This window comes from Streptomyces sp. P13-3-3 (genome assembly GCF_050571355.1).
GTDB lineage: Bacteria > Actinomycetota > Actinomycetes > Streptomycetales > Streptomycetaceae > Streptomyces > Streptomyces althioticus.
In genome coordinates this window covers 2533435-2557858 of sequence record NZ_CP192228.1, presented here as the reverse complement: position 1 = coordinate 2557858, position 24424 = coordinate 2533435, and the positions used below count along the sequence as shown (strand labels likewise).

Annotated in this window: 23 protein-coding genes and 1 riboswitch; of the genes, 7 read left to right on the top strand and 16 right to left on the bottom strand. The window is 72.7% G+C overall.

The genetic code is table 11. The annotated features are described in order from the left end of the window. Positions 1-237: 237 nt before the first annotated feature. On the top strand, positions 238-1476 hold the full coding sequence (locus ACQZOG_RS11610) for a glycoside hydrolase family 18 protein (RefSeq protein WP_430741482.1): 1239 nt from the start codon (positions 238-240) through the stop codon (positions 1474-1476). A 97-nt stretch (positions 1477-1573) separates the two neighbouring features. Here the strand turns inward: ACQZOG_RS11610 and ACQZOG_RS11605 are convergent, their stop codons facing one another. The 3 genes from ACQZOG_RS11605 to ACQZOG_RS11595 all read right to left on the bottom strand — a co-directional run bounded on the left by ACQZOG_RS11605 (position 1574) and on the right by ACQZOG_RS11595 (position 3978). Then, entirely contained in the window at positions 1574-2230 is a 657-nt protein-coding gene (locus ACQZOG_RS11605) for a TetR/AcrR family transcriptional regulator (RefSeq protein ID WP_033275144.1), read from the bottom strand. A 91-nt stretch (positions 2231-2321) separates the two neighbouring features. Next, a complete protein-coding gene (locus ACQZOG_RS11600) occupies positions 2322-2462 on the bottom strand; it encodes an SCO1431 family membrane protein (protein ID WP_107115315.1) in 141 nt (46 codons plus the stop codon). 142 nt (positions 2463-2604) lie between these two features. After that, positions 2605-3978 carry a peptidase C39 family protein gene (locus ACQZOG_RS11595; protein WP_033275143.1) on the bottom strand — a complete coding sequence of 458 codons (1374 nt, stop codon included), beginning with the start codon at positions 3976-3978 and terminating at the stop codon, positions 2605-2607. Between the two features lie 295 nt (positions 3979-4273). On the opposite strand from ACQZOG_RS11595, the gene ACQZOG_RS11590 reads away from it, so the two are divergent. Beyond that, positions 4274-4831, top strand: coding sequence for a uridine kinase family protein (locus ACQZOG_RS11590; RefSeq protein ID WP_033275142.1), 558 nt, complete (start codon positions 4274-4276; stop codon positions 4829-4831). A gap of 451 nt (positions 4832-5282) precedes the next feature. Then, positions 5283-7145, top strand: a complete 1863-nt coding sequence (locus tag ACQZOG_RS11585; protein WP_359672110.1) for an AAA family ATPase — start codon at positions 5283-5285, stop codon at positions 7143-7145. Positions 7146-7182: 37 nt separating this feature from the next. Here the strand turns inward: ACQZOG_RS11585 and ACQZOG_RS11580 are convergent, their stop codons facing one another. The 9 genes from ACQZOG_RS11580 to ACQZOG_RS11540 form a co-directional block, all read right to left on the bottom strand. Next, entirely contained in the window at positions 7183-8259 is a 1077-nt protein-coding gene (locus ACQZOG_RS11580) for a hemolysin family protein (RefSeq protein WP_033275140.1), read from the bottom strand. Beyond that, a complete protein-coding gene (locus ACQZOG_RS11575) occupies positions 8256-9587 on the bottom strand; it encodes a hemolysin family protein (RefSeq protein WP_193468307.1) in 1332 nt (443 codons plus the stop codon). The genes ACQZOG_RS11580 and ACQZOG_RS11575 overlap by 4 nt, the downstream gene beginning before the upstream one ends. Before the next feature lie 255 nt (positions 9588-9842). Next, a complete protein-coding gene (locus tag ACQZOG_RS11570; RefSeq protein ID WP_058915719.1) occupies positions 9843-10304 on the bottom strand; it encodes a PH domain-containing protein in 462 nt (153 codons plus the stop codon). Positions 10305-10323: 19 nt separating this feature from the next. After that, positions 10324-11172: an ATP phosphoribosyltransferase gene (gene hisG, locus ACQZOG_RS11565; RefSeq protein ID WP_033275137.1), complete on the bottom strand. Its 849-nt coding sequence runs from the start codon at positions 11170-11172 to the stop codon at positions 10324-10326. A gap of 47 nt (positions 11173-11219) precedes the next feature. Beyond that, positions 11220-11492 carry a phosphoribosyl-ATP diphosphatase gene (locus tag ACQZOG_RS11560; RefSeq protein ID WP_033275136.1) on the bottom strand — a complete coding sequence of 91 codons (273 nt, stop codon included), beginning with the start codon at positions 11490-11492 and terminating at the stop codon, positions 11220-11222. A gap of 34 nt (positions 11493-11526) precedes the next feature. After that, the gene (ribH, locus tag ACQZOG_RS11555; protein WP_033275135.1) at positions 11527-12012 is read right to left on the bottom strand and encodes a 6,7-dimethyl-8-ribityllumazine synthase; all 486 of its coding nucleotides are present in this window, start codon (positions 12010-12012) and stop codon (positions 11527-11529) included. Positions 12013-12032: 20 nt separating this feature from the next. Then, entirely contained in the window at positions 12033-13319 is a 1287-nt protein-coding gene (locus tag ACQZOG_RS11550; protein WP_033275134.1) for a bifunctional 3,4-dihydroxy-2-butanone-4-phosphate synthase/GTP cyclohydrolase II, read from the bottom strand. Further along, on the bottom strand, positions 13316-13957 hold the full coding sequence (locus tag ACQZOG_RS11545; RefSeq protein WP_033275133.1) for a nicotinamide mononucleotide transporter family protein: 642 nt from the start codon (positions 13955-13957) through the stop codon (positions 13316-13318). The genes ACQZOG_RS11550 and ACQZOG_RS11545 overlap by 4 nt, the downstream gene beginning before the upstream one ends. Next, positions 13954-14568, bottom strand: a complete 615-nt coding sequence (locus ACQZOG_RS11540) for a riboflavin synthase (RefSeq protein WP_033275132.1) — start codon at positions 14566-14568, stop codon at positions 13954-13956. Before ACQZOG_RS11540 ends, ACQZOG_RS11545 begins: the two co-directional genes overlap by 4 nt. A 144-nt stretch (positions 14569-14712) precedes the next feature. Further along, positions 14713-14843, bottom strand: a riboswitch (FMN riboswitch). 413 nt (positions 14844-15256) lie between these two features. Here ACQZOG_RS11540 and ACQZOG_RS11535 point away from each other — a divergent pair. Continuing rightward, entirely contained in the window at positions 15257-16015 is a 759-nt protein-coding gene (locus tag ACQZOG_RS11535; RefSeq protein ID WP_037638546.1) for an SDR family oxidoreductase, read from the top strand. Positions 16016-16231: 216 nt separating this feature from the next. On the opposite strand, the gene ACQZOG_RS11530 is transcribed toward ACQZOG_RS11535, so the two are convergent. Next, positions 16232-17419: an ROK family transcriptional regulator gene (locus ACQZOG_RS11530; RefSeq protein WP_037638548.1), complete on the bottom strand. Its 1188-nt coding sequence runs from the start codon at positions 17417-17419 to the stop codon at positions 16232-16234. A 153-nt stretch (positions 17420-17572) separates the two neighbouring features. Between ACQZOG_RS11530 and ACQZOG_RS11525 the strand changes: the two genes are divergently transcribed. Next, a complete protein-coding gene (locus ACQZOG_RS11525; RefSeq protein WP_033275129.1) occupies positions 17573-18778 on the top strand; it encodes an MFS transporter in 1206 nt (401 codons plus the stop codon). Here the strand turns inward: ACQZOG_RS11525 and ACQZOG_RS11520 are convergent. Beyond that, complete coding sequence (locus tag ACQZOG_RS11520) at positions 18738-19196, bottom strand: acyl-CoA thioesterase (RefSeq protein WP_033275128.1); 459 nt, start codon at positions 19194-19196, stop codon at positions 18738-18740. The two genes, ACQZOG_RS11525 and ACQZOG_RS11520, sit on opposite strands and share 41 nt — an antisense overlap. Before the next feature lie 175 nt (positions 19197-19371). On the opposite strand from ACQZOG_RS11520, the gene ACQZOG_RS11515 reads away from it, so the two are divergent. Next, positions 19372-20775 carry a uracil-xanthine permease family protein gene (locus ACQZOG_RS11515; RefSeq protein ID WP_033275127.1) on the top strand — a complete coding sequence of 468 codons (1404 nt, stop codon included), beginning with the start codon at positions 19372-19374 and terminating at the stop codon, positions 20773-20775. Here the strand turns inward: ACQZOG_RS11515 and ACQZOG_RS11510 are convergent. Next, on the bottom strand, positions 20757-21863 hold the full coding sequence (locus ACQZOG_RS11510; RefSeq protein WP_033275126.1) for a glycoside hydrolase family 6 protein: 1107 nt from the start codon (positions 21861-21863) through the stop codon (positions 20757-20759). The genes ACQZOG_RS11515 and ACQZOG_RS11510 overlap by 19 nt on opposite strands. A gap of 173 nt (positions 21864-22036) precedes the next feature. On the opposite strand from ACQZOG_RS11510, the gene ACQZOG_RS11505 reads away from it, so the two are divergent. Further along, complete coding sequence (locus ACQZOG_RS11505; protein WP_033275125.1) at positions 22037-22723, top strand: DUF5995 family protein; 687 nt, start codon at positions 22037-22039, stop codon at positions 22721-22723. 2 nt (positions 22724-22725) lie between these two features. Here the strand turns inward: ACQZOG_RS11505 and ACQZOG_RS11500 are convergent, their stop codons facing one another. Further along, positions 22726-24423: a flavin monoamine oxidase family protein gene (locus ACQZOG_RS11500; protein ID WP_033275124.1), complete on the bottom strand. Its 1698-nt coding sequence runs from the start codon at positions 24421-24423 to the stop codon at positions 22726-22728. Position 24424: the final 1 nt, after the last annotated feature.

Genomic DNA, 24424 nt, shown 5'->3' with positions numbered 1-24424 from the left:
GTCTCGGAAGCTGCTGACCAGCGGCTGTGCGCTGTGAGTATGCCCGATCGGAGGCACCGCGTCACCAGTTAACGACCGCTTACTTCACGACACCTTGCGCCGCGCCCCGCCCGCGATCACATTGGTCCGCACCATTGACCAACTGGTCTAGTCCTTCTAGGGTTTCGCTCCAACCCCCGAGTCACCGCGTTCATGCCAAACAACGCGGCTCTCCCCTCCCCCACGAGGAGACACCGGATGCCATCCCCCCACCGCTCCCGCACGCTGCGGGCGCTCGTGTCCGCCGCCTGTACCGCCGTGCTCGGCGCCGGACTGCTCGCCGGCACGGGCGCCTCGACCGCCACCGCGGCGACCTCGGCTCAGGAGGCCGCCGCCGGTTCGAAGGTCGTCGGCTACTTCACCGAATGGGGCACCTACGACCGGCAGTACTACGTCAGGAACATCGAGACGTCCGGGTCCGCGGACCGGCTCACCCACATCAACTACGCCTTCGGCAACGTCACCGGCGGCAAGTGCGCCATCGGCGACGCCTACGCGGCCACCGACCGCGCCTACACCGCCGAGGAGTCCGTCGACGGAGTCGCGGACACCTGGGACCAGCCGCTGCGCGGCACCTTCAACCAGCTGCGGAAGCTGAAGGAGAAGCACCCCGGCCTCAAGGTGATCTGGTCCTTCGGCGGCTGGACCTGGTCCGGCGGCTTCGGCGAGGCCGCGAAGAACCCGGCCGCCTTCGCGCAGTCCTGCCTGGACCTGGTGGAGGACCCGCGCTGGGCCGGCGTCTTCGACGGTATCGACATCGACTGGGAGTACCCGAACGCCTGCGGCGCCACCTGCGACACCAGCGGCCGTGACGCCTACCGCGAACTGATGGCGGCGCTGCGCTCCACGTTCGGCCCCGACCGCCTGGTCACCGCCGCGATCCCGGCCGACGCCACCGACGGCGGCAAGATCGACGCGGCCGACTACGCCGGCGCCGCCCCGTACGTCGACTGGTACAACCCGATGACGTACGACTACTTCGGCGCCTGGGACACCGCCGGGCCGATCGCCCCGCACTCGCCGCTGACCTCCTACGACGGCATCCCGAAGGCGGAGTACAACAGCGCCGCCACCATCGCGAAGCTGACCGGTCTCGGCGTCCCCGCGGACAAGCTGCTGCTCGGCATCGGCTTCTACGGCCGCGGCTGGACCGGCGTCACCCAGGCGGAGCCGGGCGGCACCGCGACCGGCCCCGCGCCGGGCACGTACGAGGCGGGGATCGACGACTACAAGGTCCTCAAGGACAGGTGCCCCGCGACCGGCACGGTCGGCGGCACCGCCTACGCCCGGTGCGGCGACCAGTGGTGGAGCTACGACACCCCGGAGACCGTCGCCTCCAAGACGGAGTGGAAGAACCAGCAGGGCCTCGGCGGCACGTTCTTCTGGGAGCTCAGCGGCGACACCGCGAACGGTGAGCTGATCAAGGCCATCCGGTAGCCGACGGACGCCGGAGGCGGGCGGGGCGGGGGTTCCACGGGGGGACTCCCGCCCCACGCGTGTCCCCCGGCGGCCCGCCCCCGCGTCGTCCGTCGCGTCAGCCGCCGCGGCGCGCGGGCTCCGGGGCCGGGTAGGCGGGGTCCAGTTCCTCGACGGCGCGCATCGCCCCGCCGAGCGTCTTCACCAGCAGCTCGCACATGGTCTCGCGGGACAGGTCCGGGCGGTCGATCCAGGCCAGTACCGCGCCCTCCACGCTGCACACCCAGGCCAGCAATCCCATCCGGGCCACCGGGGCGATGTCGGAGCGGCCGTAGGCGCCCTCGGCGATGGTCGCGACGATCGCCTCGCGCACCCCGTCACGGATGGCGTGCACCTCGGCGTCGAAGCCGACACCGCCGCTCACGATCGCGCGGTAGGCGGCCTGGTTGTGCTCCGCGTACCGCAGATAGCTGTCGATGGTGCGCTGCACCCGCTCCACGGGCGGCAGTTCGTCGCCGCTCGCGGCCATCGTGACCAGACCGGTCACCGAGTCCTCGATGATGGCCAGGTAGTAGCCGCGCTTGGACTGGAAGTAGTAGTAGATCAGTCCCTTGGCGACCCGCGCCTGGCGTGCGATGTCGTCCATCGACAGCGCGTCGTAGGACCGGTCGGCGAACAGGCGGCGTCCGATGGCGATGAGTTCGGCGCGACGGGCCGACGCTCTCCGGGTGCCGCGGGTCGAGGGAGGCACGGCGGACTGCTGGCTGATGTTCAATGGCGGCCCAGGTCTCCTGCGGGGGGCGGGACGGTCCCGCAGGAGTATGGCAGGTCGGCCCGCGCCGCGGCAGGGCCGCTCGTCCCCGGGACTACAGGAGTCCCAGCTGCGTCACCAGCATCGCGAGGACCACGACGAGGGTCCAGCCCAGGACGTGCTCGAGGATCTTCGGACCGTCCTCACGGGGTCCGCCGGTACGGGCACGGGTGACGGTGGCTGCGTTGACGCTCATGACTTCTACCTGGTCTCCGGTGGTGCGTGGATCCCCCCGAACGATGTCGTCCACCTTGCCACCGGAAACGGCGGCCGCCGCCGAGAGGTTGCTCACACGCGGCGGGCCCCGGTGGCGGCCGGGGCCCGCCGCGCGCGTCGGCTCAGCGCACGCCCACCGCCGCGAGCGCCTTGCGCTGGCGGGAGGTCGGACGGGCCGGGAAGTACAGGTAGCAGACGCCGCCGGTGCCGGAGACGACCTTCCCGGAGGCGTTGTACCGCTTGGTGCGGAGCCAGATGTTCTCCCACTCGCGCCGCTTGTAGATCCGGCGCACGGCCTCGTTGTCGTCCGAGGCGGGGTCGTTGGCGATCACGTCGCCGTCGGCGGTGAAGCCGATCACCGTCATCAGGTGCCCGGAGGTGCCGTAGCCCGCCCCCGTCAGCTCCTCCTTCAGGAACGACTGCGAGGTGATGGCGGGGATGCCCGCCGCGATCAGCGTCTCCAGGTCGGTCAGCGACCGAAGCCGGGTGACCACGCCCTGGAGGCCGGGGAAGGTGGCCGCGTAGGCCGCGTTGAACGGCCAGTTGCCGCACCCGGCGTACTGGTGGTCGTAGGTGTGACGGGCCGCGTGGCAGACCTGCGGGTCGGCGAACGCCGGGTCGACCCAGGAGAGCTGTTCCTGGGTGAGCCGGCCGCCCCAGTACTCGATGATCATCTGCGAGGAGGTGGGGCTGCACCACGCCTCGCCGCCGTTGTCGTACTCCGGGTACTGGCCCTTGTGGATCTCCTGCGAGTAGCGCGGGACGAGGAGTTCCCTGGCGAGGCCGGGCGTCGAGGCGGGGACGGTGAACCGGTCGGGGACGTCGGAGCCCATCACGCCGAGGCGCCACACGGTCGGGGTGAGGCGGGTGCCGGGGCGGCGGTACAGGGTGAGGCGCAGCCGGACGGAGGCGATGCGCAGCCCCGAGGCCGCGTCGTCGACGGCCAGCGTGTCCGTCCACACACTGCTCTTCCCGTCCTCCTGGTCGTCCACGGAGGTGCGCCGGATGTCGCCGTCGCCGGCGGCCCAGCGGCCCATCACGTACCAGGGGGTGTCCGTGCCGTCGGAGTACGTGCCCTTCAGTTCGACCTGGATCCAGGTGCCCTCGGGGGTGTGCGCGTTCCAGGAGGCGATCGCCTCGGTGGAGGGGACCGCGAGCCGGTGGGCGGGCGAGGTCCAGGTCGCGTACTCCCAGGCCGCCGTGCGGCCGGTGTGCGGGTCGGTGTAGTCCGTGGTGCCGGCCGCCTTGGCGATCTCCAGGCCGGGGCGCAGACCTGCGACGGCGCGGGTGCCGGCGCCGGTGCCGGAACGCCAGTCGGGGTACGTGGTCCAGGCGCGGTTGTCGACGGTGCGGGCGGCGGCCCGCCCGGGCGCCGCGGGCCGGGTGGCGCCGGCGGTCGGGACGGCCGCGGACGCCGTCGCCGCGCTTCCGGCGACGGTGGCGACGACCGCCGCGGCCAGAAGGGTTCTGCGGGACGGCAGTTCGGCTCTGCTCATGGGTGGGGGACCCCCAGGGTTTCGGAGTCGGGACGGGACCGGTGCACGGCCGCCGGACGCTGTGCGTCCGCCGGATGGAGCGGGTGTGCGCCCCACTATGAACGCAGCCGGGCGGGTCCTGCCAGCATCCGGGCCGTGCGGTGTCGACCAACATGGGAGTGGACCAATGGCGGAAGCGCCGCAGGTGGGCGACGGGGCCTAGAGTGCTCCCGTCCGAACTCCCCCACAGCCCCGGGAACCAGCCATTCACCCGCTCACCTCCCGCATCCGCCGGCTCCCTCCCTCGTGCGGCCCGGTGCGGCTCGTCGCCGTCGACGGTCACGCCGGGTCCGGGAAGTCGACGTTCGCCGGGCTGCTGGCCGGCCGGCTCGGTGACGCCCCGGTGCTGCACCTCGACGACATCGCCCGTCACGACGAGCTGTTCGACTGGACGGCACGGCTGCACGAGGAGGTGATCGGCCCGCTCTCCCGCGGCGCGAGCGCGCACTACCGCCCCTACGACTGGCGCGCCCGCCGCCCCGGACCGCCGCGTCCGCTCCCCGCCGCGCCGGTGGTGCTGGTCGAGGGCGTCGGCGCCGGACGCGCCGCGCTGCGGCCGCATCTGGCGCTGCTGCTCTGGATGGACGTGCCCCGCGAGGAGTCCTGGGCGCGGGGGCGGGCACGGGACGGCGAGGAGCAGCGGGCGTTCTGGGACGGTTGGGAGCGGGCGGAGCGCGCGCACTTCGCCACCGACCCCTCGCGCCCCTTCGCGCACCTGCTGGTACGGCAGCGAGAGCAGGGATACGAGGTGGTTCCCGGGCCTGCCGGGACGGCTGAGACACCACTTTCCATCACGTTCAGTGACGAGTCGTAGGCAATGTGGTGATCCTGTGAAGAGCGGTCCAGGACAAGTTGCCGCAGTCGCCCAACTCGGCTTGACCGAGGGCCCGTACAGGTCTTACGTTCTCAATGTGCGGCCCTTCGGGAGCCGCCGACAGACACGAAGCCCCCGGTTGTTCCCCCGTGATCGGGGGCTTCGTTCTGCCCTTTTCACGTTTTCCGGGCGCACAGCGGCATATGACGATCACCCTCGGTGAGGATCACCTTCCGCGCCCCTCCCACGCGCCCCCTTTCCCTCTCCGTTTCGCCTCCTCGGCACCCTGCGGACACCGCGCCCCCGCAGGTACGATGCCCTCGGTGCGACCGACGACGAAGCTTCGCGCACCTTGCAACTCCGGTCCGCGGCACAGCGGTTCGGCCACAGGGCGCCGGCGGCCGAGGGGCCGGCCGGCACACCGACGGGGGCACGGTTTGTGGGGGACGTGATGGACTTCGGCACGCAGGGCCCGCAGGCCCCGGCCGACCTCGCCTGGCTGCGAGGCGTGGACGCCTACACGATGGGCGCCTATCCGCAGGCGGAGGAGGAGTTCCGGACCGCCGTACGGATCGACCCGGGGATGGCGGACGGCTGGCTCGGACTGCACGCGTTGCGCATCGACACGACGACCGCGCTGCTGCGGATGTTCCGCCACCGCGACCGCTTCGGCGAACAGCGCACCCGGCACCGCCGCACCCTCAACTCCTGGTACTGGCTGGGCTGGTGGGTGCAGCCCGTGCTGGAGACCCCGCGCGACCTGCTGCTCGCCCACGCCTCGCACTGGCTGGACGGCCGGCACGTCCCCGAGCTGGACCGCGCGCTCGCCGGACTCCCTCCGGTGGACGCCGACCCGCAGGTGCGCTTCCTGCACGCCTGCCGCGCCTACCTCGTCAAAGACTGGGAGCAGCTGGTCCGGCACACCGACCCGCTCGTCGACGACCCGCTGCTGGGCATCGAGGCGGGCCTGTTCGGCGGCATGGCCCGGGTGCGGCTCGAGATGTACGGGCAGGCGGAGCCCCTGCTGGCGGCGGCGCTGATGCGGTGCCGCAGCGAACAGCCGCAGCGCAAGGAGCTGCGGTACTGGCTGGCGCGCGCCCGCGAGGGCACGGGCCGCAGCGCCGCCGCGCTCCCCCTGTACCGGGCCGTGCACCGGGTCGACCCGGCCTTCATGGACACCTCCGCGCGACTCGTGGCGATCGCCGAGGGCGACGGCTACGACGACTCCGCGGGCCTCGCCGCGATCACCCTGGCCGGCGCCGGGCAGGACAGCGTCGACGGACCCGACACGCTGGATCCGCTCTTCGGGACGGAGGGCCGCGACCTGCGGCTGACCGACCCCGATCCCACCCCTCCTCCGATGTCCTCGTTCGGCGGATCCGGGGTGCGCGAGCGCTCCGGCGGCTCCGGCCCGGTGCTGCCCCCGGGCCCCACCGACCCGGCACTGCTGGAGGAGGCGCTCGCGGAGCTGGAGCGCATGGTGGGTCTGGAGCCGGTGAAGCGACAGGTCAAGGCGCTGTCCGCGCAGTTGAACATGGCGCGGCTGCGGGCCGGGCAGGGGCTTCCGGTGCAGCCGCCCAAACGGCACTTCGTCTTCTCCGGCCCTTCCGGCACGGGCAAGACCACGGTCGCCCGGATCCTGGGCCGGGTCTTCTACGCCCTCGGGCTGCTCGGCGGCGACCACCTCGTGGAAGCGCAGCGGGCGGACCTCGTGGGCGAGTACCTCGGACAGACCGCGGTGAAGGCCAACGAGCTGATCGACTCCGCGCTCGGCGGGGTGCTCTTCGTCGACGAGGCGTACTCCCTGTCGAACTCGGGGTACGGCAAGGGCGACGCGTACGGCGACGAGGCGCTGCAGGTGCTGCTGAAGCGGGCGGAGGACAACCGCGACCACCTGGTGGTGATCCTCGCCGGCTACCCGGAGGGAATGGACCGCCTGCTGGCGGCGAACCCCGGGCTGTCGTCCCGTTTCACCACCCGCGTGGACTTCCCGTCGTACCGGCCGCTGGAGCTGACGAAGATCGGCGAGGTGCTGGCGGCGGAGAACGGCGACGCGTGGGACGAGGAGGCCCTGGACGAGCTGCGGTCCATCGCCGGGCACGTGGTGGACCAGGGGTGGATCGACGAGCTGGGCAACGGCCGGTTCCTGCGCACCCTGTACGAGAAGAGCTGCGCCTACCGCGACCTGCGGCTGTCGGTGTACCCGGGTCCGCTGTCCCGGGAGGACCTGGCGACCCTGCGCCTGCCGGACCTGATGCAGGCGTACGGGGAGGTGCTGTCGGGGCGGGGCCCGTCGGACCCGGCGGGGCCCTAGGACCCCGCCGGGCGTGTCGGCGTACGGCCGCCCGAGGTCAGGTGGCCATCGCTTCCTCCGGTGCCCCGCTCGCCCGCTGCGGGGTGAGCGTGACCTCCCGGTGGGCGGGGTCCCGCACCTCGCCGACCAGCATCTCGAGCACGTCCTCCAGGGCGACCAGCCCCAGTGCCTTGCCGGACGCGTCGGCCACCTGCGCCAGATGGGTGGCCGCCCGGCGCATCACCGTGAGGGCGTCGTCCAGCGGGAGTTCGGGCCTCAGGACGGTCATCGGACGCCACAGGTGCTGCGGGACGGCCCGGTCGGCGTCCTCCAGGTCCAGGACGTCCTTGACGTGCAGATAGCCCATGAAGGCGCCGCCCTCGGCCGCCACCGGGAAGCGGGAGTAGCCGGTGCGGGCGGTCAGCTCCACGATCTGCCCCGGGGTGACCGCCGGGGTGACCGTCACCAGGGACTCGCGGGGCAGCAGGACGTCCGTCACCGGGCGCGAGCCCAGCTCCAGGGCGTCCTCCAGGCGTTCCGCCTCCTCCGGGTCGAGCAGCCCGGCCTGGCCGGCGTCCTCCACCAGCCGGTTGAGCTGCTCGCTGGTGAAGACGGCCTCCACCTCGTCCTTGGGCTCCACGCGGAACAGCCGCAGGACGCCCTGGGCGCAGGCGCCGAGGGCGGCGGTGACCGGCCTGCACAGGCGGGCGAACCACACCAGGCCGGGGCTGAGCCACAGGGCCGCCTTCCCGGGTGCGGCCATCGCCAGGTTCTTCGGGACCATCTCGCCGATGACGAGGTGGAAGAAGACCACGGCGGCGAGCGCGATGACGTAGCCGAGCGGGTGGATCACCCCGTGCGGCAGGTGCATCCACGCGAACACCGGCTCCAGCAGCCGGGCGACGGTCGGTTCGGCGACCGCGCCCAGGGTGAGGGAGCAGACGGTGATGCCGAACTGGGCGGCCGCCATCATCTGCGGCAGATGCTCCAGGCCGTACAGCACCTGGCGGGCGCGGGCGGTGCCGAGCGGTTCGATCTGGCTGCGGCGGACCGACACCAGGGCGAACTCGGCGCCGACGAAGAAGCCGTTGGCGAGCACGAGCAGTGCGGCGAACAGCAGTTGCAGGACGCTCATCCGGCGGCCTCCGCGAGAGGGATCCGGGCCGTGCGGACCAGGCGGACGCGCTCCGCCCGGTAGTGGCCGACGCGGCGCACCGACAGCCGCCAGCCCGGAAGTTCCGTGCGGTCCCCCACGGCCGGGATGCGGCCGAGCAGATCGGCGACCAGGCCGGCCACCGTCTCGTAGGGGCCCTCGGGGACCTCGAGGCCTATGCGGCGCAGGAGGTCGACCCGGGCGCCGCCGTCGACGTCCCAGGCCGGGTTGCCGTCCTCCGGCGGGGCGGGGGCGAGTTCGGGGACGTCCTGCCCGTCGTGCTCGTCGCGCACCTCGCCGACGATCTCCTCGACGATGTCCTCGAGGGTGACGACCCCCGCGGTGCCGCCGTACTCGTCGACGACGACCGCGATGGGCTGCTCGCTGCGCAGCCGGGTGAGCAGCGGGCGCACCGGCAGGGTCTCGGGCACCAGCAGCGCCGGGCGGGCGATGCGGGCGACCGGGGTGCGCAGCCGTTGGTGCGCGGGGACGGCCAGGGCGTCCTTGAGGTGGACCATGCCGGCGATCTCGTCGATCCGCTCCCGGTACACCGGGAAGCGGGACAGGCCGGTGGCGCGGGTCAGGTTGACCACGTCCTCAGCGGTCGCGGACGCCTGGAGGGCGCTGACCCGCACGCGCGGGGTCATGACGTGCTGGGCGGTCAGCTCGCCGAGCGACAGGGTGCGGACGAAGAGGTCCGCGGTGTCCTGTTCCAGGGCGCCGGCCTGGGCCGAGTGCCGGGCCAGGGAGACCAGTTCGCCGGGGGTCCGGGCGGAGGCGAGCTCCTCGGCGGGCTCGATGCCCATGGCGCGCACCAGCCGGTTGGCCACGGCGTTCAGTCCGGCGATGACCGGGCGGAACAGGCGGGCGAAGGCGTGCTGCGGGCCGGCGACGAAGCGCGCGACCTGCATCGGCCGGGACACCGCCCAGTTCTTCGGCACGAGTTCGCCGATCACCATCTGTACGGCGGACGCGAGCAGCATGCCGATCACCACGGACACGCCGGAGACCGCGCCCGCGGGTATGCCGGCGCCGGTGAGCGGGCCGTCCAGCAGCTGGGCGAGGGCCGGTTCGGCGAGCATGCCCACCACCAGGGAGGTGATGGTGATGCCGAGCTGGGTGCCGGAGAGCTGGAAGGACAGTTCGCGCAGGGACGCGACGACCCGGCGGGCGCGCCGGTCGCCGGCCGCGGCGGCCTCCTCGGCGTCGGCCCGTTCGACGGTGACCAGGCCGAACTCGGCGGCCACGAAGAAGCCGTTGGCGAGGATCAGCAGGAAGGCGGCTGCGAGAAGCAGCAGGGGGGTGCTCATGATGCCGCCGCCTCCGCATGGGCGCCCACCGGGCGGTGAGCGCTATGTCGGCAGGGGGCGGCGCAGGTACTGCAGGACGATCCGTCCATCGCCGGAGAGGGTCACTCCTCGGATAGCTGGGGCCCCTCGGCGCACCGGGCGGGGCGGCAGGGGCGGAGGCGCTGTCGGCGCGCCTCCGCCCAACAGATTAATCAAGACAGGGCCGACTGCGGCAGGTCCGTTTTTCCCCGCGGGACGGCGCCGGACATGTCCGGGTCAGTCGCGGGGCGCCTCTGCCTCGGGTGCGGAGTGCGCCTCGGCGAGGGCCCGCAGGGCGCGGGCGTCGGCGACCGCGCGTTGCCGGGCGATGCCGGGCTGGATGCCGAGCGCGGGCAGGCTGGTGCCGTCGCTGAGGTCGAGGAAGACCCAGGGATCACCCGAGCGGAGGTTCACCTGAAGGATCTCCGCCCACTCCAGACGGCGCCGCGTCACGATGTTGACGACGGTGACGCCCGCCTCGTCGGCGACGATCTTCGGCCGCGCCAGCAGGAACAGCACACCCGCGAGCAGGGCGGCCGTGAGGACGAAGCTGATCCGCTCCCCCGGGCCCAGCCCGTTCAGGAGCAGCCCGATCAGGCTGACCACGACGAACAGCGCGACGCCCGCGGTGAGCAGCACGGCGCGGGTGCGGCCGGGCCGGAACGTGACGGGCAGCGCGGGAAGCTCGGTGCCGGACATGGTGGCTCTCCCCGCCCCGTCAGAGACGGCAGGCGTGGATCGCCGTGGTGAGGATGGCGCGCGCCCCGATGTCGTACAGGTCGTCCATGATGCGCTGCGCCTCCTTGGAGGGGACCATCGCGCGGACGGCGACCCAGCCCTCGTTGTGCAGCGGGGAGACGGTCGGGGACTCGAGGCCGGGGGTCAGCGCGACGGCCTTCTCCAGCTGCTCGACCCGGCAGTCGTAGTCCATCATCACGTACGTGCGGGCGACCAGGACGCCCTGGAGGCGGCGCAGGAACTGCTGCACCTTGGGTTCCTCGGCGTCCGTGCCGGTACGGCGGATGACGACGGCCTCGGACTGCATGATCGGCTCGCCGACGACCTCCAGGCCGGCGTTGCGCAGGGAGGTGCCGGTCTCGACGACGTCCGCGATGACCTGGGCGACGCCGAGCTGGATGGCGGTCTCGACCGCGCCGTCGAGGTGGACGACGGAGGCGTCGATGCCGTGCTCCGCGAGGTGCGCGGCGACGATGCCCTCGTAGGAGGTGGCGACGGTCTTGCCGGTGAGGTCGGCGGGGCCGGTGACGGTGCCCGGCTTGGCGGCGTACCGGAAGGTGGAGCGGGCGAAGCCGAGCGGAAGGATCTCCTCGGCGTCGGCGCCGGAGTCGATCAGCAGGTCACGGCCGGTGATGCCGATGTCCAGCTGACCGGAGGCGACGTAGATCGCGATGTCGCGGGGGCGGAGGTAGAAGAACTCGACCTCGTTGACCGGGTCGACGATCCGCAGCTCCTTGGACTCCCTGCGCTGCTGGTAGCCGGCCTCATGCAGCATCTCCGCCGCAGGTCCTGACAGGGAACCCTTGTTGGGGACGGCGATGCGCAGCATGAGGTCGGCTTCCTTTGCGTGGAGGGGTGGGGTGGTGCGGTGGTTGCTTACAGGTGGGCGTAGACGTCGTCGAGGGAGATGCCGCGGGCGACCATCATCACCTGGACGTGGTACAGCAGCTGCGAGATCTCCTCGGCGGCCGCCTCCTTGCCCTCGTACTCGGCGGCCATCCAGACCTCGGCGGCCTCTTCGACGACCTTCTTGCCGATGGCATGGACGCCCTTGTCCACCAGCTCGGCGGTGCGGGAGGTGGTGGGGTCCCCGTGGGCGGCCTTGTGCTGGAGCTCGGTGAAGAGCTCCTCGAACGTCTTCTTGGACATGGTGGTCCTTACCCTACGCGGTGACGGGGACTGCTCACCGCCAGGGTTCGGACACCGAGCGCAGGCAGGCGGCGGTGGCGACGGCCGCGGTGACCGCCTCGTGCCCCTTGTCCTCGCGGGAGCCGGGCAGTCCGGCGCGGTCGAGGGCCTGCTGTTCGTCGTCGCACGTGAGGAGGCCGAAGCCGACGGGGACACCGGTGTCGACGGACACCTGGGTGAGCCCCTGGGTAACGCCCTGGCACACGTACTCGAAGTGGGGCGTGCCGCCGCGGATGACGACGCCGAGGGCGACGATCGCGTCGTAGCCACGGCCGGCCAGGACCTTGGCGACGACGGGCAGTTCCCAGCTGCCGGGGACCCTCAGCAGGGTCGGCTCGTCGATGCCGAGGTCGTGCAGGGCGCGCAGGGCGCCGTCCACCAGTCCGTCCATCACCTTCTCGTGCCACTGTGCCGCGACGACGGCGACCCGCAGGTCACCCACGTTGCGTACGGTCAGCTCCGGTGCACCCTTGCCGCTCACGTCTCTCCTCGTGGTTCTCGTTACTGGTTGCCGCAGGCGGGCACGGTCGGCGTGTCCAGCCAGGGCAGGTCGTGGCCCATCCGGTCCCGCTTGGTGCGCAGGTAGCGGAGGTTGTGCTCGCTCGCGGTGACGGGCATCGGCTCGCGCCGGACGACGTCGATGCCGTGGCGGGCGAGCGCGTCGGACTTGTCGGGGTTGTTGGTCATCAGCCGGACGCTGCGGACGCCGAGGTCGGCGAGGATCTGGGCGCCGGCCGCGTAGTCCCGGGCGTCGGCGGGCAGGCCGAGTTCCAGGTTGGCGTCGAGGGTGTCGCGGCCGCGCTCCTGGAGTTCGTAGGCGCGGAGCTTGGACATCAGGCCGATGCCGCGTCCCTCGTGGCCGCGCAGGTAGACGACGACGCCCCGGCCCTCCTCCTGGATGCGGTCCAGGGAGGCGTCGAGCTGGGGGCCGCAGTCGCAGCGCTGGGAGCCGAAGACGTCGCCGGTGAGGCACTCGGAGTGCATGCGGACGAGGACGTCCGCGCCGTCGCCGAGGTCGCCGTGCACCAGGGCGACGTGCTCGACGCCGTCCACGGTGGAGCGGAACCCGTACGCGGTGAAGGTGCCGTGGGCGGTGGGCAGCCTGACCTCGGCCTCGCGGCGGACGGTGGGCTCGCTGCCGCGCCGGTAGGCGATCAGGTCCTCGATGGAGATGATCGACAGGCCGTGCTTGCGGGCGAACGGGACGAGCTCGGGCAGGCGCAGCATGCGGCCGTCCTCGCCGGCGATCTCCACGATGGCGCCGGCCGGGCGCAGTCCGGCGAGGCGGGCCAGGTCGACGGCGGCCTCGGTGTGGCCGTCGCGCTCGAGCACGCCGCCGGGGCGGGCGCGCAGCGGGAAGATGTGGCCGGGCCGGACGAGGTCGTCGGGCGCGGACGTGCCGGAGGCCAGCAGCCGGAGGGTGGTGGCGCGGTCGGAGGCGGAGATGCCGGTGGTGACGCCGTGGGCGGCGGAGCCGTCGACGGTGACGGTGAACGCGGTCCGCATGGACTCGGAGTTCTGCTCGACCATCTGCGGGATCCGGAGCCGGTCGAGCTCCTCCCCCGTCATGGGCGCGCAGATCATGCCGCGGCACTCGGTCATCATGAAGGCGACGATCTCCTCGGTCACCTTCTCGGCGGCGACGATCAGGTCGCCCTCGTTCTCCCGGTTCTCGTCGTCGACGACCACCACGGGGCGGCCGGCGGCGATGTCGGCGATCGCCTGCTCGACGGGGTCGAGCCGGAGGTCGAGGTCCTCGGTGTCGTAGAGCATGGGTGCCGCACTCATGCGGGCGCTCCTTCCAGTGCGGGCCGCGCGTCGCGGGAGCGCAGCCACCAGTCGCGCATGCCCCACAGGACGAGTGCGCCGTAGATGACGTAGACGAAGCCGGAGAAGGCGAAGCCGTTGGCGAAGTTCAGCGGGACGCCGACGAGGTCGACGAGCAGCCAGGCGAACCAGAACTCGACCATGCCGCGCGCCTGGGCGTACATCGCGACGACCGTGCCGACGAAGATGTAGGCGTCCGGCCAGGGGTCCCAGGACAGGGACGGGTAGGCGGTGAACAGGCCCCCGACGGCGAGGGTGCCGAGGGCGGCCCCGGCGAGCAGCACGCCCCGCTCGCGCCAGGTGGCGAACCGTACGGCGACGGAGCCGTCCTGGGCCTGTTGCCGGCCGCGGTTCCACTGCCGGAAGCCCCAGACGGCGACGAGCATGACGACGACCTGCTTGCCGGCGCTGCCGGAGAGGTGGGCGGTGGCGAAGGCCGTGAAGAGGATGAGCCCGGAGACGAACTGGGCGGGCCAGGTCCACAGGGAGCGGCGCCAGCCGAGGGCGAGGCCGATCAGCCCGATCACGTTGCCGATCATGTCGGCCCACTTGATGTGCTGGCCGAAGAGGGTGAAGGCCTCGGAGTTGAGCCAGTTCACCGGGTGACCTCCTCGCCCGCGACGCGGTCGCCGAGCATGCGCTCGACGTACTTGGCGATGACGTCCACCTCGAGGTTGACCGGGTCCCCGGGCTTCTTGATGCCGAGGGTGGTCAGGGCGAGGGTGGTGGGGATGAGGCTGACGGTGAAGTGGTCGCGCCCGGCGTCGACGACGGTGAGGCTGATGCCGTCGACGGTGACGGAGCCCTTCTCCACGACGTAGCGGCTGAGCTCCGCGGGGAGGGAGATCCTGACGATCTCCCAGTGCTCGGACGGGGTGCGGTCGAGGATCTCGCCGGTGCCGTCGACGTGGCCCTGCACGATGTGGCCGCCGAGGCGGTCGCCGACGGCGGTGGGCCGTTCGAGGTTGACGCGGGAGCCGACGGCGAGGGCGCCGAGGCTGGAGCGCTTCAGGGTCTCCGCCATGACGTCGGCGGTGAACTCGTCGCCCTCGTGGTCGACGACGGTGAGGCACACGCCGTTGACGGCGATGGAGTCGCCGTGTTTCGCGCCTTGGGTGACCACGGGGCCGCGCAGGCGGAAGCGACAGGCGTCGTCGAGGGTCTCGACGGCGATGACTTCGCCCAGCTCTTCGACGATTCCGGTGAACACTTCCCGGGTCCTCCTGCCTCTTCGGGCACGGACTCCGGGGCTGTCGATGACGACAGGTTCACGGGTGAGGACACCGGGGACGACGCCGGACAGGGATCGCCCGAAGGGCGAACCGGTACGGCGGCGCGCATGGATGCCCGCCCGCCGCGCACTGCCTCCCATCCGGACTTTAACCGTCGGTCCAGGAATTTCACCTGGTCAACCGGTCGCTGGAGGCGACCGGGTCGCGGACTGTAACCGCCGGTTCGGACTTTCACCGACCCCGGAGTGCGCTGCTACTGGTACAGCCCCAGTCTGCCACGGGCGCGACTCGGCCACGCGGGTGAGGTGTGTGGAGTGGCTCACAGCGGGCTACGTAGAGGCAACCGAGGGTCGCACGACGCACAACTGGCGCGGGCGTGCGCCCCCTTGGCGCCCCCTCCGCCTCCGGCGGGTGGTCCATACCCATTGACCCGAGTGGTCTAGTCCTCTTAGGGTCCGAGCCACCTCCGCGGAGCGCCGGCCGGACCTGGGGTCCGCCGCGCTCCCCTTCAGGCCGGCCCGGCGGCGGTGACGACGGCCCTTGCCCGCCGCCGGGCCTCACCACCCGTGCGGATGCGCCCGGCGCCCGGCCCGGCGAAGCTGGATGCCGTACGGCGCCACGCGCACGACACCCCAGGGCGCCCGTGTCCGGAGGGACTTGAGCAGCATGACCACGATCCTGGTGACCGGCGGTACCGGAACCCTCGGCCGGCATGTCGTCACGCGACTGCGAGCGGACGGCCACGAGGTGCGCGTGCTCAGCCGACACACCGCGCCCTACGCCGTCGACCTGCGCGAGGGCGACACCGGGCTGGACAGCGCCCTGGACGGCACGCACACGGTCGTGCACTGCGCCACCTCCGCGCGCGGCGGCGACGAACAGGCCGCGCGGAACCTGATCACGGCGGCGCGGCGGGCCGGGGTGGCGCATCTGGTCTACATCTCGATCGTCGGCGTGGACCGGGTGCCGTTCCCCTACTACCGCACCAAGCTGGCGGTGGAGCGGCAGTTCGAGGACTGCGGGACCGGCTGGACGGTGCTGCGCGCCACCCAGTTCCACGACCTGCTGTACCGGCTGTTCCAGGGCCTGTCCAAGTCACCGGTGATGCCGCTGCCCGCCCGGGTGAAGGACCAGCCGGTGGAGGTCAGGGAGGTCGCGCAGCGCCTGGCCGAGCTGGCGCAGGGCGCCCCGGTCGGCCGCGCGGACGACATGGGCGGCCCCGAGATCCGCACGCTCCACTCGCTGGCGCGCGGCTACCTGGACGCGGCGGGCCGCCGCCGCGCCCTGGTGAAGGTCCCGCTCCGCGGATCGGCGTACGAGGCGTTCCGCGCGGGAGGCCATCTCGCCCCGGACCGGGCGGTGGGCACCCGCACGTTCGAGGACTACCTCACGGAACGGTTCGCGGTGACGGGGGGTCCGCGATAGGCGCCTGAAGGCGCCGGGCGCGGCCCGACCCTGCCCGCCGCCAGGCGAGAGACCGGAGGCGGGACAGCCCGCCGGACCCCGCTCGCCGCCGGTCGGCCACCCGGAGCACCGGGCAGCAGCCCGCCCCGCGCAGACACCAGGCAAGGCTGCCCCGCCTGCCGCCAAGCGGCCACCCGCAGACCCCGGCAGAACAGCCCGGCCCGCCGGGACCCGCCGTCAGTGCCCCGGCACCCCGAACAGTTCGTCCTGGGCGTGATCCCGGGCCGTGAGCAGCGCGCCCCTCAGCACCGCCCCGCCGCCCAGGGTGCTGGGGCGGACCTCGACGGGGAGCGGGGACATCACGGTCAGGCGGTCGTGGACGCGGGACGCCAGTGCCTCGCCGCCCGCCTGGCCGATCTCGCCGCCCAGGACCACGCAGCCGGGGTCCAGCAGCGCGACCACGGAGGCCACGCCCACGGCGACCCGGTCGGCCAGGGTGTCGAGGAAGCGCGTGTGCGTCGCGCTCCCGGGCCGGGAGACGGCCGCCCGTACCGCGCCCGCCGCCTCCGGGTCGGACCCGGGCTCCGGTACGACCCCGCGCTCCTTCGCGAGCGCCGCGACCGCCGCCGCGCCGGCCAGGGAGTGGAAGCCGCCCGCGCAGTCGGTCGCGGAGGGCAGGCCACGGGTGCCCGGGACGGGGAGGAAGCCGATCTCGCCGGTACCGCCGGAGGCGCCCCGGCGCAACGTGCCGTCGAGGATCACGGCGGCGCCCGTGCCGTGGCCCAGCCACAGCAGCACGAAGGTGTCCCGGTCACGCGCGGACCCGTCGCGCTGCTCGGCGAGCGCGGCGAGGTTGGTCTCGTTCTCCACGCTGACCCGGGCCTCGGGCAGCCGCTCCTGCAGGGCGGCCACCAGGCGCCGGTGCCACTCGGGAAGGCTCGTCGAGTCGCGGAGTTCGCCGGTCGCGGGGTCGATGAGGCCGGGCGCGCCGATGCCCACCGTGTGGAGCCGGTCGGCGCCCGCCTCCTTGGCCGTCCGCTCGACCAGGGTCACGGCCTGCTCGACCGCGGGGCCGGTGCCGGTGTCGTCGGCGATGGGAAGGGACGCCTCGGCCAGCACCCCGCCGACGAGGTCGGACACGACCAGGGCGACGCCCTCGGTGCGCACGTCCAGGGCGGCGAGGTGCGCGCGGCCGGCGACGAGGCCGTAGAGCTTGGCGTTGGGGCCCCTGCGCTGGGCCCGGGCCTCGCCGGCGACCTCGACCATGCCGGCGGCGGTGAGGCGTTCGACCAGGTCGGCGACGGTGGGCCGGGAGAGTCCGGTGCGTTCCTTCAACTGCCCGGCGGTCAGCGGGCCTTCCTGCTGGAGCAGGCGCAGGGCGAGCCGGTCGTTGATGGCTCGGGCGGTGCTCGGGGATGCGGCCATGCCGGGGATCCTCCCAGATCGGGGGCCCGGTCGGCGGGTGCCGGGTCTCGGGATACCCCGTTTCTTTCAGGCAGGGTTCCTGATAGTTTACGGCGGCGCGGCACGCCGGGGGAACGCGCACACGACAGCGGTGGATCTGGGAGGGGCGGGTCGATGAGCGCAGTGGTTCACGCACCACACGAGGTGAAGCGGGCGCGGTACGCCGTGGCCGCCGTGTTCGCCGTGCACGGCGCGGTCACCGGCTCGTTCGCGACCCGGGTCCCCTGGATCCAGGACCACGCGGGGGTCAGCGCGGGCCAGCTGGGTCTGGCGCTCGCGTTCCCCGCGCTGGGCGCGTCCCTCGCGATGCCGCTCGCGGGCGGCATCTCGCACCGCTTCGGCGCCCGCAACGCGCTGCGCGGCCTGCTCGCCCTGTGGACGCTCGCGCTGATCCTGCCGTCCCTCGCCCCGAACCTGCTGACCCTGTGTCTGGCGCTGTTCGTCTACGGCGCCACGGCGGGCATGTCGGACGTGGCGATGAACGCCCTGGGCGTCGAGGTGGAGAACCGGCTCGACCGGTCGATCATGTCGGGTCTGCACGGCATGTGGAGCGTCGGCGCGGTCGTCGGCTCGGCGGCCGGCACGCTCGCCGCGCATCTCGGCTCGGACGCCCGGCTGCACCACGCGCTGGCGGCCGCCGTGCTGACGGTCGTGGGCTTCGTGGCCTGCGCGTGGGTGCTCGACCTGCAGCCGGCCGAGGACGAGGAGCCGCCGCCCCGGTTCGCGCTGCCGCCCCGGTCGGCGCTGCTGATCGGCGCGATCGGCTTCTGCGCGGTCTTCGCCGAGGGGGCGAGCCTGGACTGGTCGGCGGTCTATCTGCGCGACCAGCTGGAGACCTCCGCCGGTCTCGCGGCCGCCTGCACCACCGGCTTCACGCTCACCATGGCGGTCGCCCGGATCGCGGGCGACCGGGTGGTGGACCGCTACGGCGCGGTGCGGACGGTCCGCGCGAGCGGCGTGGTCGCCCTCCTCGGCGGCGTGCTCATCGTGTCCGCCGGCCACCCGGCCGTCGCGATGGCCGGGTTCGCGCTGATGGGGCTGGGCATCGCGGTGGTCGTCCCGCTCTGCTTCGCCGCAGCCGGCCGCAGCGGCTCCAACCCGAGCCTGGCCATCGCCGGCGTGGCGACGATCACCTACACGTCGGGGCTGATCGCCCCGAGCGCGATCGGCATGCTGGCCCAGGCGACCAGCCTGATGGTGTCGTTCGTGCTGGTGACGGTGTTGACGTGCGGCATCGCGGGCTTCGCCGGGGTGCTGCGCGCGGGCGACCGGGTGAAGGTCACGCGTCCGGACGCAGCAGTTCCCGAGCGGCGCCCCTGAACCCCTCGCTCCACGGCGCCGGGCGAAGGGTCGTGGCGTCCAGCCGCACCAGCACCCGGCTGCCCCGGGCGTAGGTCACGGCGCCGTCCGGCGAGCAGAACCGGAAGCCGTAGGTGAGCCCGGTGGTGCCGAGCCGGTCCAGCCACAGGTGGACGGCGTAGGGACCGGGCCGGGTCACCGGGGCCTCGTAGGTGAGGCGCAGTTCCTTGACCGCGTTGCACGCGTCGCCCGCGGCCACCCAGTCGCCGTCGAAGGTGATGCCGTTGGCCTGCCACAGCTCGGCCCAGGCGCGCTCGACGAGCAGCGGGTAGCGGGCGTTGTGCAGCAGCCCCAGCGCGTCGAGGTCGTCGAAGTGGACGGTCACGGGGATCAGCCGGCCGTAGGAGAGGGCGGGTGCGGGCGGGGCTTCGGCGGTCACGGGCGGTGCTCCTGGGACGTACGGGATCGGTGCCGTGTGCATCGATCGACGGCGTGACCTCATCCTAAGCGGACGCTCAGAGACGCCCGGGTGCCCGCCCACCTGTGCGAACCACTCCCCTCCGGGCCGCACAATGGTGCGGACACGCTGGCCGCACGAACGAAAGCGACAACCCATGGATCTCGGCGTCCGCTGGAAACTGCACGGGGACGGACGCACTCCGGCACCCGGGGCGGTCGTCCGTCCCGACGAGCGCCTTTCCTGGCCCCGCACGGCGGGCCTGGGCGCCCAGCACGTGGTCGCCATGTTCGGCGCGTCCTTCGTGGCGCCCGTTCTCATGGGCCTGGACCCCAACCTGGCGATCATGATGTCGGGCGTCGCCACCATGGTCTTCCTGCTGGCCACCCGCGGCCGGGTGCCGAGCTACCTGGGCTGCTCGCTCTCGTTCGTGGGCGTCGCCGCGGTGATCCGGGCCGACGGCGGTTCCAGCGCCACCGTGACGGGCGCGGTGTTCGTGGTGGGCGGGGCGCTGTTCCTCGTGGGCCTCGCGGTGCGGAAGTTCGGCGCGCGGATCATCCACGCGGCGATGCCGCCCGTGGTGACCGGCGCGGTGGTCATGCTGATCGGCTTCAACCTGGCGCCGGTGACCGCCTCGACGTACTGGCCCCAGGACCAGTGGACCGCGCTGTTCGTGATGCTGTTCACCGGACTGGCCGTGGTCTGCCTGCGCGGCTTCTGGTCCCGCATCGCGATCTTCCTCGGCCTGATCTTCGGCTACGTGCTGTCCTGGGCGCAGGACCGGATCTTCGGGCAGATCCACTCGGCGGACGCGAGCGGCAAGGTGACCGACCACTGGCGTCTCGACCTGTCCGGCGTGGGCCGGGCGGACTGGATCGGCCTGCCCGACTTCCACGGGCCGTCCTTCGAGTGGTCGGCGATCCTCGTCGCGCTGCCCGTGGTCATCGCCCTGATCGCCGAGAACGCGGGCCATGTGAAGGCGGTCGGCGAGATGACCGGCGACAACCTGGACGACAAGCTCGGCACGGCCATCTCCGCCGACGGCGTCGGCTCCATGCTGTCCACCGCGGTCGGCGGCCCGCCCAACACCACCTACTCCGAGAACATCGGCGTGATGGCCGCGACCCGCGTCTACTCCACGGCCGCCTACTGGGCCGCCGCCTGCTTCGCCCTGCTGTTCGGCCTGTGCCCGAAGTTCGGCGCGGTCGTGGCGGCCATTCCCGGCGGTGTGCTGGGCGGCATCACCGTCATCCTCTACGGCATGATCGGCCTGCTGGGCGCGCAGATCTGGCTCAACGCCAAGGTGGACCTGCGCAATCCGCTGAACCTGGTGCCGGCCGCGGCGGGCATCATCATCGGCGTCGGCAACGTGTCCATGGAGTTCACCGACACCTTCTCGCTCAGCGGCATCGCCCTCGGCACGGTCGTCGTCATCACCGGCTACCACGCGCTGCGCGCCTTCGCCCCCGCCCACCTCAAGACGCAGAAGCCGCTGCTCGACGAGGGCACCTCCTCCTACGACCCGGGCGGCCCCGGGGAGGATCAGCGCGCCAAGTCGTAGGCGTACGACGGGCTGAACGTCCCCGGCGCGCCCATGCAGCCGTCGGACTCGCCGGGGAGCTTCACCCACAGGTAGGCGTCGATCCGGGCCTCGCCGGTGCTGAGCGTCGGGGCCCGGCCCAGGGTGCGGCCCGCGGGGTCGCACCATTCGCCGTCTGCGGGGGCGCCGTTGCCGTTGCGGCTGGTGTCGATCACCGCGCCGAGGCCCGTCCCTCCGAGGGCGTCGAGCACGGCACGGTCGTAGGCGATCTCGTCCGCCGTGCCGTGGAAGTTGGACACGTTGCTGAAGACGCCGTCCGACGACGCGGACGAGGCTGCTCCCGCCCGGCGGAGCAGGTCCGCCTGCTTGGCCGGCGCGTGCCAGCCGGAGTGCCCGGCGTCGTAGTAGACGCGGGCGCGGGGGTTGGCCTCCTTGAACACGCGTCCGGCGCGGGCCAGCGAGGCGAACCGCTCGGCCCGCTCCCCGGCGGACAGGCAGTCGGCCTGCGCGACCGAGTCCGGCTCCAGGATCACCACGACCTCCCCGCCGCCCAGTCCCGCGGCGAACCGGTCGATCCACTCGTCGTAGGCGTCGAGGTCCGGCGCACCGCCCTCGGAGTGACCGCCGCAGTCCCGCCCGGGAATCGCGTACGGCACGACGACGGGCACCCGTCCCTCGGCGGCCCCGCCGGACGTCACCGCCCTCACCCGCGCGGTGACGGTGTCCGGCGACCAGTCCGCGAACCACACGGCCGCCGGCTGGTCGGCGATGCGTGACTCGATGACCGGGCGGCGCGGGTCGTCGGGATGCGCCCGCACCCAGTCGAGCACGCGGGAGGCGGGGTGGCGGTAGAGCCATGCGGAAGCCGTGGTCTTCTTCGCCTGCGACGACGACCGGGGAGCCGGCGCGCTCGGCCGCTTCGGCCTGACGGACGGCGACGCGGACACGGTGGCCGAGGGCGAGGGCGACGCCGACGGTACGGCGGGCAGCGGCACGAGACGGGGCGACGCGGACGACACCGGCCGGGCCTCCGGCACGTCCGGCCCCGACGCCGAGATCACCCCGGACACGGTGCCTGCCGCGACCACGACCGAGGCCGCCGCGACCATCGTGGCCCTCCGTGCGGCGCGCCGGCGGTCCGCACGGCGCGCCGAGAGTCTGCGGGCACGCGAGCCTGCCACCTTGTGCTTCCCCCTCCCCCGCGACGGGCGCGTTCCCCCGTTCCGGGGAAGCGCCGGGCCCGCCGCCACTGGAGTCAGACTAAAGGTGTCACCCTGCGCTCATGGCGCAATGCGAACAAGTCCTCACCCCGGTCGACGGGGTCGTCGCCCGTCTGAGCGCCCTCGACGCGGCCCTGCCCGCGCGGGACGGGGTCGCGGTCTTCAACCGTGTCTACCTCGCCGTGACCCGGGCCGTGGACCGGCGCATCGACGCCGGACTGTTCCCGGACGCCCGTGCGGTGATCACCCTGGACGTCCGCTTCGCGGAGTACTACCTCGCGGCCGTCGACGCGGCGGCGGACGGCCGGCGTCCTCCCGCCTGCTGGCGTCCGCTGTTCCAGCTCCGCCGCCATCCCGGCGTACGTCCGGTGCAGTTCGCGCTGGCGGGCATCAACGCGCACATCGGGCACGACCTCGCACTGGCCGTGGTGGACACCTGCCGTACGCTCGGCTGCGAACCCGCCGATCTGGAGGACGAGTTCGAGGCGGTGGGCGAACTCCTCCTGTCGCTGGAGGAGCGCATCCGCGACGAGCTGGTGCCCGGCCCGGAGTCACTGAGGATCGCCGACCCGCTGACCCATCTGCTCGGCGCGTGGAGTCTGGACCGGGCCCGGGACGCGGCCTGGACGGCGGCGCGCGCCCTGTGGGCGCTGCGCCGGCTGCCCGACGTGGCGGCGGAGTTCACCGAACGGCTGGACACCGCGGTGGGGTTCGCGGGCCGCATGCTGCTCACCCCGCTGCCCGACTGACGTCAGTCCTCCGGGAGTTCGACGGGCGCGATCTCGTCGTACAGGTCGCCCGGGCCCGGGTTGGTCGGGTCGGTGGCGCCCCCGAGCTGGTGCATCACGCCCCACACCGCGTTGAGCGCGGTCTGCACGGCGCCCTCGGCCCAGCCCGCCGTCCACGAGATGTCGTCGCCGGCGAGGAAGATGCCCCGCTTGTCCTCCGGCAGCCGGTCCTGCATGAAGTGGGTGAACAGCCGCCGCTGGTAGCGGTAGTGGCCCGGCAGGTTGGCCTTGAACGCGCCCATGAAGTACGGCTCGTTCTCCCAGGAGACGGTCACCGGGTTGCCGATGACGTGCTTCCGGATGTCGACCTTCGGGTAGATCTCGCCGAGCGACTTCAGCATGACCTCCATCCGCTCGTTGGCGGACAGCGGCAGCCACTTCAGACTGTCGTCGCACCAGGTGTAGGACAGGCAGATCACGGCGGGCCTGTCCGGGCCGTTGTCCAGCAGGTAGGTGCCGCGGGTCATGCGGTCGGTGAGCGTCATCGACATGACGTCCCGCCCGGTCTCCTCGTCCTTGTCCAGCCAGAACGGACGGTCCACGGGTACGAAGAGCTTGGAGCTCTCCATGTAATGGGTGCGCTCGATGGCGGTCCAGTGGTCGATCGGGAAGAGCGAGTCGTCGCAGTCGATCTTCGACAGCAGCATCCAGGACTGCGCGGTGAAGACGGCCGCACGGTAGGTACGGATGTCACCCCGCGCGTCCGTCACGGTGATCCCGTTGCCGGCGGTCCGCCCGAGCCGCGTGACGGCCGGCCGCGGCTCACCGTCCACGTGCAGCGCCTTCAGCGAGGTGCCGTACGGCCAGTGGACGATCTTCTCGGGCTCCCGCTCCCACAGCCGGAGCGGCAACTGCTGCGACCCTCCGACGATCCCGCGGTGGTGGTCGTCGGCCTCGGTGTAGACGACCCGCAGGATCTCCAGGATGGAGTTCGGGAAGTCGGTGTCCCATCCCCCGGTGCCGAACCCGACCTGCCCGAAGATCTCCCGGTGCCGGAAGGACCTGAAGGCCTCCGACTCGCACAGGAACCCGTAGAAGGTCTGGTTGTCGAGCTTCTCGACCAGCCGCGACCAGATCTCCCGGATCCGCGGCACGTCCCGCTCGCGCAGGGCACGGTTCATGTCGGAGAAGTCGGCGCCCTCCTCCAGGCACCGCGCCCAGGCGTCGGCCACGTCACGGTAGACCTGCGGCAGATCGGCCATGGTCTCCGCGTAGTGCGACTCGCCCTTGAGGTCGACGACGGTCGAGGGGGTCGCCTCGGCCAGCGGGTTGGGGAAGGGCCGGGTCTCCAGTCCCACCAGGTCGATGTAGTGCTGGAGCGCCGTGGACGACGGCGGGAACCGCATGGCGCCCATCTCCGCCGTGAGCGACGGGTCGCACCCGTCGAACCCGACGGTCCGCAGCCGCCCGCCGATCTGGTCGGCCTCGTACACGACCGGCTTGAGCCCCATCTTCATCAGCTCGTAGGCGGCGACGATCCCGGACAGCCCACCGCCGATCACGGCGACCTCGGTGCCGTGCTCGGTGGCCGGCACCTGCCCGATCCCGGCGGGGTGGGCCAGGAAGTCGTCGTACGCGTACGGGAAGTCAGGGCCGAACATGGTGATCGGCGGCTGCTGCTCGTCGGCGTGCTCGACGGCGTTGGGCACCGTGGACGTCATG